This window comes from Flavobacterium sp. CAN_S2 (genome assembly GCF_015752255.1).
Classification (GTDB): Bacteria; Bacteroidota; Bacteroidia; order Flavobacteriales; family Flavobacteriaceae; genus Flavobacterium.
Genome location: NZ_JADOVA010000003.1, coordinates 269,043 through 282,445 on the forward strand (window position 1 = coordinate 269,043; position 13,403 = coordinate 282,445).

At 34.8% G+C, this 13,403-nt stretch carries 10 protein-coding genes; all 10 read right to left on the reverse strand.

Annotated elements, in window-relative coordinates; all coding sequences use genetic code 11:
* Positions 1-1,316: 1,316 nt before the first annotated feature.
* Positions 1,317-3,251: a polysaccharide biosynthesis protein gene (locus IWX80_RS11005; protein WP_196853482.1), complete on the reverse strand. Its 1,935-nt coding sequence runs from the start codon at positions 3,249-3,251 to the stop codon at positions 1,317-1,319.
* A 569-nt stretch (positions 3,252-3,820) separates the two neighbouring features.
* Complete coding sequence (locus IWX80_RS11010; RefSeq protein ID WP_196853483.1) at positions 3,821-4,771, reverse strand: MraY family glycosyltransferase; 951 nt, start codon at positions 4,769-4,771, stop codon at positions 3,821-3,823.
* Between the two features lie 109 nt (positions 4,772-4,880).
* Positions 4,881-5,747 carry a glucose-1-phosphate thymidylyltransferase RfbA gene (gene rfbA, locus IWX80_RS11015; RefSeq protein WP_196853484.1) on the reverse strand — a complete coding sequence of 289 codons (867 nt, stop codon included), beginning with the start codon at positions 5,745-5,747 and terminating at the stop codon, positions 4,881-4,883.
* 20 nt (positions 5,748-5,767) lie between these two features.
* Complete coding sequence (locus tag IWX80_RS11020; protein WP_196853485.1) at positions 5,768-6,166, reverse strand: GxxExxY protein; 399 nt, start codon at positions 6,164-6,166, stop codon at positions 5,768-5,770.
* A 24-nt stretch (positions 6,167-6,190) separates the two neighbouring features.
* Positions 6,191-7,240: a dTDP-glucose 4,6-dehydratase gene (gene rfbB, locus IWX80_RS11025; RefSeq protein WP_196853486.1), complete on the reverse strand. Its 1,050-nt coding sequence runs from the start codon at positions 7,238-7,240 to the stop codon at positions 6,191-6,193.
* Positions 7,241-7,530: 290 nt separating this feature from the next.
* Entirely contained in the window at positions 7,531-8,391 is an 861-nt protein-coding gene (rfbD, locus tag IWX80_RS11030) for a dTDP-4-dehydrorhamnose reductase (protein ID WP_196853487.1), read from the reverse strand.
* 1,822 nt (positions 8,392-10,213) lie between these two features.
* Positions 10,214-10,762: a dTDP-4-dehydrorhamnose 3,5-epimerase gene (gene rfbC, locus IWX80_RS11035; RefSeq protein WP_196853488.1), complete on the reverse strand. Its 549-nt coding sequence runs from the start codon at positions 10,760-10,762 to the stop codon at positions 10,214-10,216.
* Positions 10,763-11,007: 245 nt separating this feature from the next.
* Positions 11,008-11,907, reverse strand: a complete 900-nt coding sequence (locus IWX80_RS11040; RefSeq protein ID WP_196853489.1) for an NAD-dependent epimerase/dehydratase family protein — start codon at positions 11,905-11,907, stop codon at positions 11,008-11,010.
* A gap of 20 nt (positions 11,908-11,927) precedes the next feature.
* The gene (locus IWX80_RS11045) at positions 11,928-12,674 is read right to left on the reverse strand and encodes a glycosyltransferase family 2 protein (RefSeq protein WP_196853490.1); all 747 of its coding nucleotides are present in this window, start codon (positions 12,672-12,674) and stop codon (positions 11,928-11,930) included.
* Positions 12,675-12,682: 8 nt separating this feature from the next.
* Positions 12,683-13,390 (reverse strand): glycosyltransferase family 2 protein, encoded by a 708-nt coding sequence (locus tag IWX80_RS11050; RefSeq protein WP_196853491.1) that lies wholly within the window; start codon positions 13,388-13,390, stop codon positions 12,683-12,685.
* Between the last annotated feature and the right edge of the window lie 13 nt (positions 13,391-13,403).

The window sequence follows — 13,403 nt, forward strand, 5'->3', positions numbered from 1 at the left end:
ATACCCTACTAACTAAATAAAAATTAGCGGGAATTCGCAAAATTAGCGGTAAAAAATCTTCCCGTTACTATATATCGTAAGTAAATTCTAAAACATTAATTAGTATATTTAAATTTAATATTTTCTGTCAAATCAAGCGCAGTCGAGATACAAAAACTGTTCTCGACTGCGCTCGAACTGACAATTAGAATAACAAATAAACACTAAAAATATCCCTAAAAAATTTGCGGAAATTTGCGGTAAAAAATGCTCCCATTACTACACATCGAAAGCAACATTTTAAAACATTAATTAGTGTATTTAAGTTTAATATTTTATGTCACATCGAGCGCAGTCGAGATGCAACAACTGTTCTCGACTGCGCTCGAACTGACAATTAGAATAACCAATAGAAACTAAGAACATACTTAAAAAAAAAAATGCGAAAATTTGTGAAATTTGCGGTAAAAAAACCTTTCCAAATTGTCAACCGATTATTATATAGTATTCAACTAGTTGTTATTTTGTCACATCGAGCGCATTCGAGATGCAAAACTGTTCTCGACTGCGCTCGAACTGATAATTAGAATAAATAATAAAAGCTAACAACATACTTAAAAAACTTAGCGTAAATTCGCAAAATTTGCGGTAAAAAATGCTCCCGTTACTACACATCGAAAGCAACATTTTAGAACATTAATTAGTGTATTTAAATCCAATATTTTTGTCACATCGAGCGCAGTCGAGATGAAACAACTGTTCTCAACTGCGCTCGAACTGATAATTAGAATAACTAATAAAAGCTAAGAACATACTTAAAAAATTTAGCGAAAATTCGTGAAATTTGCGGTAAAAAAACCTTTCCAAATTGTCAACCGATTATTATATAGTATTCAACTAGTTGTTATTTTGTCACATCGAGCGCAGTCGAGATGCAAAACTGTTCTCGACTGCGCTCGAACTGACAATAGGAATACTAAACAAACCCCTCAACAATCACCTAAAAAAATTGGCAAAAATTCGTGAAATTTGAGGTAAAAAACCTTTCCAAATTATCAACCGATTATAATATCGTATTCTACTAATTGTTATTTTGTCACAGCGAGCGCAGTCGAGATGTAACTACTGTTGTAAACTGCGATAGGAATAATAATTACAAAAACCAATAAATGCCAACAGCATTCCCCAAAAAATTAGCGGAAAATTGCAAAATCAGTTGCAAAAAATCTTCCATTTCCTACACCTCTAATACAACATCCGACTTACTATTAAACAAAAAAAAGGTTGTAAAGCACCTGTCTTTACAACCTTTTAAATACAACACAAATGTAATACTGCTACTTATCCAACAATTCAAAAGTAGAATTCATACTCTTAAACTCTGGTACAATTTGCTTCATTTTTGTGACCATTTCATCGTTGTTAAAACAATTTGCCGATGCAATAAGTCCATTGATCGCCACATTAAGTGTTTCAAAATCATCTAAAATTTCCTCCGCAATCATAATTTTCTCATGATAAGTAGGCAATGTTTTTGAAGTATTATTTAACAGTTCTTCGTATAATTTTTCCCCCGGTCTCAATCCGACAATTGCAATTTTAATATCTTTTTCAGGTGTAAAACCAGCTAGTTTGATCATCTTTCTGGCCAAATCAATGATTTTAACGGGCTTACCCATGTCAAAAATATAAATTTCGCCCCCATTCCCCATAGCACCGGCTTCCAAAACCAGTTGACAGGCTTCAGGGATAGTCATAAAATACCGAATAATATCAGGATGCGTAATCGTAATCGGGCCGCCGCTGGCAATTTGCTTGGTAAACAAAGGAACAACTGAACCATTGGATCCCAATACATTTCCAAAACGGGTCGTGATGAATTTAGTACCCTTTTTTTCGCCGTCAATCACATTCCGGAATTGAAGGGAATGCACATACTTTTCGGCAATTCGTTTACTGGCACCCATCACATTACTTGGATTCACCGCTTTATCAGTGGAAATCATCACAAATTTTTTGACTTTATAAAAGCAAGATAAATCTGCTAAGTTTTTAGTTCCTTCAATATTGGTAAGGATTGCCTGCGCTGGATTCTCTTCCATCAAAGGCACGTGTTTATAGGCCGCAGCATGAAAAACAACCTGCGGATTGTAGATTTCAAAAATACTGTTCAGCTCTATTTTATTTCGCACATCAGCAATAATGGAAACAATTTTGGTATCAGAAACCAGACTCTGGATTTCCAAAGATAAATGGTGCAGTGGGGTTTCGGCATGATCCAAAATAAGAATAGTTTTGGGATTAAAACCGATGACCTGCCGTACTATTTCACTACCGATAGATCCTGCGGCACCACTGATCAAAATGGTTTTATCTTTCAGCTGTTTCGAAATTAATTTACTGTCCAAAAGTATTGGCTTTCGTTCCAGTAAATCTTCAATTTGAATTGTTTTTACTTTTTGAGAAATCTCTTTTTGATTTTCCCAATCAGAAATTAATGGCACGGTGTAAACGCTGTAATTGAATTCCAGACATTGGTCCACAATAACCAATTGCTCCTCTTTTGACAAACTTTTATCGGCAATAATCACTGCTTGGGCATGGATAGAGCGCATCAAAGGTGGTAATTTTTTCTTCTTGAATAAAATGGGTAAATCCATAATCCGCTTGGCTGCGTTTTGATTATTCTTATCAACAAAGCCAATAATTTTAAATCGGGAAGGAGTTTCAAATTTTAACGCATTCGCAACCGAAATTGCATTAGCATCGGTACCGTAAACGATAGCTCTGATTTGTTTATTGGTTCCTTGTTCAGCAAAGAAAAACTCGAAAAATTGTTTGATTAAAATTCGATATAAGAACAAACCACAAAATGAAAAAACAATACTGATGAACAAGGCGGTGTTTAAAAATGCTTTTACTCCAAAGAAGAATTCATACATAAAGTTAAACAGCAAAAAAACCACAAGTACACCCATTTGGGAAAACAAAATCTTTACCGCGTCAATATAGGAAGAGTGTCGGATAATTCCGGAATAAGTTCTGAATATCCAAAAAAAGAAAATATTCACACCAAAAAACACAAGTAGCATTTTAAGTGGATTGGGCGTAATAACAAAATTCAATCCGGTTCCTCTAAAAAGTAAAATCGTTAAAAAACAAGACAAAACCAATACTACAATATCGATCATCACAATGATCCATCTAGGCAGATAACTTAAATTAGACAAGCTGAATTTCAAATTTTCTCTGGATAAAAAATTAGATTTCATAGCGGAAGAGTTATTGGTTTTAAAAGGATCTAAAATAGTATTTTTTAAAAGATTTTGATGATAAAATAAAAATAGTTTTTAAACTAATGATTAAGAGGCGGTCTCTACTTGAAATTCCTGTTCGTAATTGGGATAAGGCAGTTCGGAAATTGGATTCAATTTCACACAAACGATGCAACTATAAAATGAAAAAAGATTTAACTCTGGAACCTGAACTCACAAGTATTAAAAATTAAAATGAGTTTGAATCAAATAACTAAAATACCGTCTAACTCACCTCTGTTTACGGTAATAAAGTGAAACGCCTTCCAAATTTTTCCAAACTTATGATTCGATGTGTTAAAAAAAATTGAATTGTTCTTCGACTGACCTCTGTTTACTATAATAAAGTGAAACGCCTTCCAAATTTTCAACATCTATGATTCTATGTGTTTAAAAAAAATTAAATTGTTCTTCGACTAACCTCTGTTCACTGTAGTAAAGTGAAACGACTTCTGAATTATAGAAAACCTATGATTCTATGTGTTTAAAAAAATCGTGTTGCACCCATCGAACTATACAACAACCTATCATTTTTTTAGAATCATTTTTCTATTAACAATCCTCCGAATTGCGAGGTAAATCAAAGCTAATAGTACTAATAGAGCAAGGACAAACAAGCCCGACAAGTATCCTTTGGCATCCATATAAATAACCAGAACATTGATAATCAGTTGCAATGCGGCATAAATAAAAGCGATTATAATTTGAGAATGTCCCATTTCATTTGCTAAATATTGGTACAAATGGGAACGGTGCGGTTGAAATATATTTTCTTTCTTCAACAATCGGCTTATAATCGTCATCACAGCATCAATACCATAAACAGAGAAAAAAAGAATGTATCCTAATTGTCCGGTAGTAAATATAGTTTTAATCATAAAATAGCCCAAAAACAAGGCCATGGAGATGCTGCCTACATCTCCAGCAAAGGTTTTGGCTTTTTGCCGAACATTAAAAATTCCGAAAGCAATACATGATAATCCCATCGTTATCAGTAAAGGCAAATGTGTGTGATGAATCGGTAAAAATGAAAAACTAAGTAGTGCCGTTAATGCATACAAAACCGTTATACCATTGATGCCATCCATAAAATTAAAAGCGTTAACCCATCCAATCATCAAAACGAGAAGAATAGGAAGTATCCATAATGGCTGATAAAACAAGTTAAGTTCAAAAAAAACCAAACCAACAGCAATAAGGTGCGCTAAAAATCGTGGTAACTGTGGTAGCGGTTTTATGTCATCTATAAAACTGACAACGCCAACTAGTACAACTGCCGCAGTCAAAGGCCAGGAAATATAGCCCATCAAAAAAGCGACTAAGGTTGCGATGGGGAAAATAATGCCGCCACCTCTCAACGTAATCGCAGTATGCGAAGACCGGGTATTGGGTTTATCAATGATATTGCATGCCTCTGCAATTTTGAAATAAAGAAGTTCTATGCTTATAAATAAAAGAATCAGTAGGATGTATTCCATATTTCAATAAGAAGTAATATAATGAGAAAAAGAAGGAATGAGTAACTGTAAACGATAAATCCATTCAAAAGGATTCTAGCGATACGTCAATTTCAAACCTCCGGCGTTATTATTTGTTTTTCAGCAATCCCAAAAGATAGGCTCCATAACCCGACTTCTTCAAGGGTTCTGCCAAATCTTTAAGTTGTTGTTCCGTGATGAAACCCTGTCTCCAGGCAATTTCTTCGATACAGCCTACTTTCAGACCCTGACGTTCTTCGATAACCTGAACAAACTGTCCAGCTTGCATCAGACTGTTAAAAGTCCCCGTATCTAACCAAGCGGTACCTCTGCTTAAAATTCCTACTTTCAGCGTTCCCTTTTCTAAATAAACTTTGTTGACATCGGTAATTTCATATTCACCACGAGGACTTGGCTCAATATTTTTGGCAATTTCGACCACCGAGTTATCATAAAAATAAAGTCCCGGTACCGCATAATTGGATTTGGGTTCCAATGGCTTTTCTTCGATGGAAAGCGCCTTAAAATTGGAATCAAATTCAACCACACCATAACGTTCCGGATCCGAAACGTGGTAGGCAAATACTACTCCTCCTTCCGGATTGGTATTGGATTGTAATAATTCATCCATGTTTGACCCAAAGAAAATATTATCCCCAAGAACCAAAGCAACGCTGTCCCCTCCAATAAATTCTTCCCCAATTACAAAAGCTTGCGCAAGACCATTTGGAATAGCCTGTTCCGCATAACTAAACTGGCATCCAATTGAAGAACCGTCTCCTAGTAACTTTTTAAAATGAGGCAAATCATGCGGAGTAGAAATAATCAATATTTCATTAATCCCTGCCATCATCAAAGTAGATAACGGATAATAAATCATTGGTTTGTCATACACGGGCATCATTTGTTTGCTCATCGCTAAAGTCAATGGATGTAAACGGGTTCCTGAACCACCAGCTAATATAATTCCTTTCATAATTTTACGAATTTTACCAATTAATTCGAATTTTTCAAATTAATCATTCTTTTATAAGTTAATGAAGGTGTGCCGAAATTAATCAACATACCCAATTCCAAATTTGTACATTTTAAATAATTATTCAACTGCGTATAAAACGTGACGGGTAATTGTGAAACAGCTTTTATTTCGATAATAATAGTATCGTAACATAAAAAGTCTGCTCTATACTGTTTTTTCATAAGTTGTTTATCGTAATACAACAACAGCTTTACTTGTCTTTTAAACGGTATTTTCTGAATGTGAAATTCTTTTTCCAGTGCTTCCTCATAAACAGCCTCCAAGAATCCTGCTCCTAATGTACGATGCACTTTCATACAAGCACCAATTATAGCAAAACTTTCTTCTTTATAAAGTATTTTATTGGTAGCATCCATTAGTGAAATTCGGATTAATTCGAGTTAATTAGAATATTGTTTCTCATAATAAGTCGCATACTCCCCAGAGGTAATATTATTCAGCCAGGTTTGATTTTCTAAATACCAATTCACGGTTTTTTCTAAACCTTGCTCAAACGTAACCGACGGTTTCCATCCCAATTCTGTATTAATTTTACTGGCATCAATAGCATAGCGCAAATCATGTCCTGGACGGTCTTTGACATAAGCAATCAGTTGTTCTGATGTTCCTGCTGCCCTGCCTAACTTGTCATCCATTATTTTACAAAGCAATTTAACCAAATCAATGTTCTGCCATTCATTAAAACCGCCAATATTATAGGTATCATGGTTTTTACCTTCATGGAAAACCAAATCAATCGCTACGGCATGATCTTCTACAAAAAGCCAGTCACGGGTATATTTTCCGTCACCATACACGGGCAAAGGTTTATTCTGAATGATGTTATTGATGAATAACGGAATTAATTTCTCTGGAAAGTGAAAAGGACCGTAATTATTGGAACAATTGGTCAATACATATGGCAAACCATACGTTTCACCATACGCTCGTACAAAGTGGTCTGAACTCGCTTTAGACGCTGAGTAAGGTGAGTTTGGATCATAAGCGGTAGTTTCTGTAAAAAGTCCTTCGGCACCCAAACTTCCATAAACCTCATCGGTACTGATGTGGTAAAAACGCTTCCCTTCAAAATTTCCGTGCCATATTGTTTTGGCAGCATTCAGCAAATTCATGGTTCCAATTACATTTGTTTTAACAAAAGATAGCGGGTCTGTTATCGAACGATCCACATGTGATTCAGCGGCTAAATGCAAAACGCCATCAAACTGATGTTCTGCAAACAACTGATCCACAAATCCGGCATCAACAATATCGCCTTTTACGAAAGTATAATTCGGCTCATTTTCAATATCAATAATATTCTCGAGATTCCCAGCATAAGTAAGGGCATCCAAATTAAAAATATGATACTGAGGATATTTTTTTACAAAAAGTCGTACGACGTGGGACCCAATAAAACCGGCACCACCGGTGATTACTATTTTTTTCATTTTATTTTTATATATTTCGGTTAGTTATAAAACTCCCTAACTATTTTTGTTTACTCTTTGATCACATTAATAGAAAACTACTATTCTTTACACTCTTTACTGTTGAAGCTAAAAGAAGATTTCAAACAATAGTTTTAAATTTTTGGCTCCCTTTAGGGCTGGGGCAAAACGAAAATCAACCGTCTTTCTAAACACTCACTGTACTCTAATCCTTAAAAATTAAAAACTGAACACTATTCACTCCTTACTATTCACTCAAAAACTGAACACTGAACACTGAACACTACTCACTACTCACTCCTCAACAACTTCATACATTTCCGTAAACTCTCTTTATAATCCGGAACTACAACTCCAAAAGTATTTTTTATTTTGCTTTTATCCAACAAAGAAAACTGTGGACGCTTTGCTGGTGTCGGATAATTTGAAGCGGGAATTCCACTGATCTCACAATCAAAATTACCCAATTCTTTAATTGCCAACGCAAATTCATACCAACTGATTTCACCTTCATTCGAAAAATGATAAATACCGGCCTGCCACTGCTCATGTGTGAGTATATCCATGATGGCCTGCGCCAAATCAGCGGCGTAAGTTGGACTCCCAATCTGATCATTAACAACGTTCAAAGTATCTCTTTCTTGCATCAACTTCGACATAGTTTTGACAAAATTAGCCCCAAAACTGGAATACACCCAAGAAGTCCTGATAATAATTGAATTTGGATTTTCTTGTAAACAAGCGTTTTCACCTGCCAACTTGGTCACACCATAAATATTAATAGGATTTGTTGCGGCATTCTCCGTCAAAGCAGTTTCTGCTGTTCCGTCAAAAACATAGTCAGTTGAAACATGAATCAATTTACAGCCATTAGCATGACTCCATTTTGCCATAACGGCTATAGCTTTGTGGTTGAGAATATCCGACAATTCAATTTCAGTTTCAGCACGATCAACGGCAGTATGTGCGGCACAATTAATAATAATCTGTGGATTAATTCTTGCTATTTCAGATGTTAAATGATCTAAATCACATAGATCCAATTCCTCCCTATCGGTAAAAATCCATTCAAACTGGCTATAGTCTTTTGACAAAACCTGTAATTCCGAACCCAATTGTCCTTTAGCTCCCGTTACTAGTATTCTATTCATTCTATTTTTATTAATATGATTGTCTTATTAAAGACTAACTTTATTTTCTTGACAAAGATTTAAAAAATTTCCACGATTTCACTATTAAATCCAACTCATTTTTCTCCAATTTAAAGAACGTTCTTAAATGCTGTCTCCAAGTCGCAAAGGGTTTTTCAATAATAATAATAATAATAATAATAATAACTCCTTAAACACTCTTCACACCACTCTTCCTAAGCCTTTAAATAAAAAGCATAAAAAACAACGAAAAAGTAAAGTGGCAGCAGTCCGCGAGTTGAGCCTGAAAGGCGAACGGCTCGGGCTGCGGAACGGCACTTTGAGGTAGTTTTTAAGCTTTTTATTTTCAGGCTTGATTTTTTGTTTCTTTTGCATCAAGGCAAATTGAAGATTCAGACACCCGAGCGAAGCGAACAGGCGAAGCAAACATTAATTAAACTAAAATTTTAATGAGCTAAAAGAAAAAATCGTTCTTCAGAAATAATAATAATAATAATAATAATAACTCCCTAAACGCTCTTTACACCACTCCTACCCCCGCCCTTAAATAAAAAGCATAAAAAAACAACGAAAAAGTAAAGTGGCAGCAGTCCGCGAGTTGAGCCTGAAAGGCGAACGGCTCGGGCTGCGGAACGGCACTTTGAGGTAGTTTTTAAGCTTTTTATTTTCAGGCTTGATCTTTTGTTTCTTTTGCATCAAGGCAAATCGAAGATTCAGTGAACACCAATTAAAATAAAATTTTAGTGAGCTAAAAGAAAAAATCGTTCTTCAGAAATAATAATAATAATAATAATAATAATAATAATAATAATAACTCCCTAAACACTCTTCACACCACTCCTCCTACGCCCTTAAATAAAAAGCATAAGAAAATAACAAAAAAGTAAAGTGGCAGCAGTCCGCGAGTTGAGCCTGAAAAGCGAACGGCTCGGGCTACGGAACGGCACTTTGAGGTAGTTTTTAAGCTTTTTATTTTCAGGCTTGATCTTTTGTTTCTTTTGCATCAAGGCAAATCGAAGATTCAGACACCCGAGCGAAGCGAACAGGCGAAGCAAACATTAATTAAACTAAAATTTTAATGAGCTAAAAGAAAAAATCGTTCTTCAGAAATAATACTAATAATAATAATTCCATAAACGCTCTTCACACCACTCCTACCCCCGCCCTTAAATAAAAAGCATAAAAAAACAACGAAAAAGTAAAGTGGCAGCAGTCCGCGAGTTGAGCCTGAAAGGCGAACGGCTCGGGCTGCGGAACGGCACTTTGAGTTAGTTTTTAAGCTTTTTATTTTCAGGCTTGATCTTTTGTTTCTTTTGCATCAAGGCAAATCGAAGATTCAGACACCCGAGTGAAGCGAACAGGCGAAGCAAACACCAATTAAAATAAAATTTTAGTGAGCTAAAAGAAAAAATCGTTCTTCAATAATAATAATAATAACTCCCTAAACGCTCTTCACACCACTCCTCCCCCGCCCTTAAATAAAAAGCATAAAAAAACAACGAAAAAGTAAAGTGGCAGCAGTCCGCGAGTTGAGCCTGAAAGGCGAACGGCTCGGGCTGCGGAACGGCACTTTGAGGTAGTTTTTAAGCTTTTTATTTTCAGGCTTGATCTTTTGTTTCTTTTGCATCAAGGCAAAAGAAAAGATCGTTCTTACTTTTTACTTTAAATTAAAATCTTTAATACTACAATTTTAAAGTCTCCTTATTACTACCATAATAGTTAAATCCTAAATAACCACTCCCTCTGCGACGCGCATTAATAAAACGAAGATTCCAAATACTAAAACTATTCACTTCTCACCACTTTAAACTTTAAACTCATACTAAAACTCCCAATCAATAGCATCAAAACCCGGCAATATCATATCCTTATCGGATACCAGTATTTCCTCGGGACGCAACTGCCAATCAATTGCCAAAGTAGCATCATCATATCGAATCCCTCTTTCACTCGCTTTATCATATGCACCATCAACCTTATACAGCACGGAAGCAGTTTCACTTAGAACCGAAAAGCCATGGGCAAAACCATGCGGTACCATCAATTGTTTTTTGTTGTCAGCACTCAAAACAACACTATAATGTTGTCCGTATGTAGCGGAGTTTTTACGCAAATCGACCGCCACATCAAGAATTTCTCCTTGTAAAACACGAACTAATTTGGCCTGTGCGAAAGGATTAATCTGCAAATGCAAACCTCGAATCACCCCTCTGCTGGAAAATGACTGATTGTCTTGTATAAATTCATAAGCGATTTCGTTTTCTAAAAATTTAGCTCGGTTATACGCCTCAAAAAAATACCCGCGCGAATCTTCAAAAACGGCTGGAGTAATAAGTATTAAATCTTGTATGGGTGTTTTTTCAAAAGTCATTATGTAAATTATATATTTAAAACTCGTTTGGTATTATTCATTTTTTTGACAAATAGCTTCATGCTGACAGATAAGAACATGATTTTGATCTCATGTACTAATACGTTCCTCTATAATATGGAAAACATAGCTTTGTTTATTTAGAATACATAGGTCTTTATTATTATTTTTAACGTTCACGATGAGAAGCCAAAATGCATTTATTTTTTTGTGTTGCAGATTGTTATATTTTTTTATAATTCAAATTACAGATTATTATTTTTTAAATATTCCAAAACACTTCGGGGATTCCAACCCAATAATTTTCTTGCCTTTGTGTCGTCAAATGTTAAATCAGAAGTGATTTTTTTTATTTTTAAGGAATCGATAGGAAATCTGTCTCCTAATAAATCACCAACATACCCCACTAATTTAACCAAAAATAAAGGCATATTTAAAGGCTTTATTTTCTTCTTCCTAAGAATAATCGATAAACTCAACTCCTTAAAACTCGGATGAAATCCATCTGTAAGATTAAAAACACCTCCTACGGCAGCTACAGTTGGAATAAATGAAGCGACATCATCAACCAAGACCATACTTTTTTTTGCTTTTCCCCCACCAATATTAAAATAATATCCTTTTTCAATCATGCGTAACATAGCACCTAAATTTCCCGGCGGATTTACTCCAACCAACAAAGGTAGACGCAAAATGGTACAAACCACATTGTGATATTCACACCATTTTATAATTATTTCTTCCGCTTTTAGCTTACTTAGTCCATAAGGATCTTGCGCGTCCAATACGTGTTCTTCCTTGATATTAGTACCGATTTCTTGACCATAAACTGAAACAGAACTGATAAAAACAAATTGTTTTGGCACACCAACCGTTTCTAGTCCTTTCAATAAGTTAAGTGTCCCGGTAACATTCACGTCAAAAAATTGCTTTTTATCAAGTGAGTGCTTTGGAATACTATGCGCTTTTCCTGCCGCATGAATGACCAAATCAAATTTTTGGTTGAAACGAGGGATGTCAACATCTAAAGAGATTGAATAATCTCTGGAAGTTCTAGACAAACTGAAAAGAGTGTTATCTTTTGACAATTCATTTACGATTGATTTTCCTAAAAAACCATTTGCTCCTGTTACTAGTATTTCCATTTTATAATTAGTTATAGCAACTAAATAAATTGTGCTAAACGTTTAAATAATCGCAATGGCATTAAATAAAATGGGGCTTGCAAACCATTATTTTTCCATGCCTTAAGTACTTCTTTATTCTGGCTTACGATATTGGCAAAACTTTGATTTGTTGCGCCACCCAGCCTCATTTTAATAACTAGCTTATTGAAATATTTAGATTTAAACTGGTGCTTTTTAAACATTCTTAACATCAATTCATAATCTGCCGCTAGTTTATACTGTAAATCAAACATTCCTACCTTTTCATACACCTTATTTTTAACAAACAAAGCAGGATGTGGTGGAACATTTGCATTTTCAAAAAAGCTGTCGTAATAACTTTTTGTACGCCATCTACGAACTACTTTATTTGTATCATCTCGCTTTACATACACTAAGTCAGCATATAGTATATCCAACTCTGGATCTGCAATAAATTGTTCCATAACAGACGCTATTACAGTAGAATCCTGATACAAATCATCTGAATTTAAGATTCCTATAACGTCACCTGTACAAGCCCGAATTCCTTTATTCATAGCATCATACAAACCACTATCTTTTTCAGAAATAAAATAACCAAGATTTTCTTTGTAATTATTAATCAAATTAACGGTATTATCTTTCGAACTACCATCTATAATAACATATTCAATATCATTATAGGTTTGTGAAAGGACCGATTGCATCGCTTGAGTAATCGTTTTTTCGTTGTTATACACAACTGTGATTATGGATATTTTCATATACTATTTTAATAAATTAAGGATCTTTTCAGTAAAAAAAAACATAAATACACTCTGTATTTAATTTTGAACCATTGCGACTTTCCTGAAAGCTGCCCCCCAGTCGAAACATTCGCATCATGTCTTCGATAATAAATAAGACGCTCATCTAACACCTTATGCCGATATAAAAAAGCACCCACTAAAAACAACCAATTGTCATGGGTACACAATTGCCTGTTGGTCGGAAAAGGAAGCGCTTTTTTTAGCAGTTCTGACCGGAAAGCCAAGCAACATCCTAAATAACCAAATTTTACTAAATTCCCCCAACTGGTTTTTTTTACTTTTCTCAGTTCAAAATATGAAGGAGCAATTATTTCTTTTTGATTATTTATCAATTGACAATCTGAAACTACGAGATCCGTAGATTGGAGTGCTTCTAAACATATTTCAACCTTGTTAGAATCCCAAATATCATCTTGATCACTAATAAACACGATGTCTCCGTTAATGTGTCTGAGTGCATTTTCGAAATTACTGGTATATCCCTTTTCCGAATTAAAAAAAACAGAGATCCGGGAATCACATAGCGCTTCAATAATTCCTAAAGTCCCATCTGTCGAGTGATCATCTGAAATTATAATTTCATCATCTTTGGCAAGTTGTTTTAATATGGAAAGTAGTTGCTCCTTTATATATTTTTCACCATTGTAGGTTGCTAAACAAACTGATATCATTTAAAATAGGGAT

Bases quoted from the DNA above. Each gene is read 5' to 3' on its own strand.
- IWX80_RS11005 (WP_196853482.1), bottom strand. From the start codon at position 3,251: ATGAAATCTAATTTTTTATCCAGAGAAAATTTGAAATTCAGCTTGTCT.
- IWX80_RS11010 (WP_196853483.1), bottom strand. From the start codon at position 4,771: ATGGAATACATCCTACTGATTCTTTTATTTATAAGCATAGAACTTCTT.
- rfbA (WP_196853484.1), bottom strand. From the start codon at position 5,747: ATGAAAGGAATTATATTAGCTGGTGGTTCAGGAACCCGTTTACATCCA.
- IWX80_RS11020 (WP_196853485.1), bottom strand. From the start codon at position 6,166: ATGGATGCTACCAATAAAATACTTTATAAAGAAGAAAGTTTTGCTATA.
- rfbB (WP_196853486.1), bottom strand. From the start codon at position 7,240: ATGAAAAAAATAGTAATCACCGGTGGTGCCGGTTTTATTGGGTCCCAC.
- rfbD (WP_196853487.1), bottom strand. From the start codon at position 8,391: ATGAATAGAATACTAGTAACGGGAGCTAAAGGACAATTGGGTTCGGAA.
- rfbC (WP_196853488.1), bottom strand. From the start codon at position 10,762: ATGACTTTTGAAAAAACACCCATACAAGATTTAATACTTATTACTCCA.
- IWX80_RS11040 (WP_196853489.1), bottom strand. From the start codon at position 11,907: ATGGAAATACTAGTAACAGGAGCAAATGGTTTTTTAGGAAAATCAATC.
- IWX80_RS11045 (WP_196853490.1), bottom strand. From the start codon at position 12,674: ATGAAAATATCCATAATCACAGTTGTGTATAACAACGAAAAAACGATT.
- IWX80_RS11050 (WP_196853491.1), bottom strand. From the start codon at position 13,390: ATGATATCAGTTTGTTTAGCAACCTACAATGGTGAAAAATATATAAAG.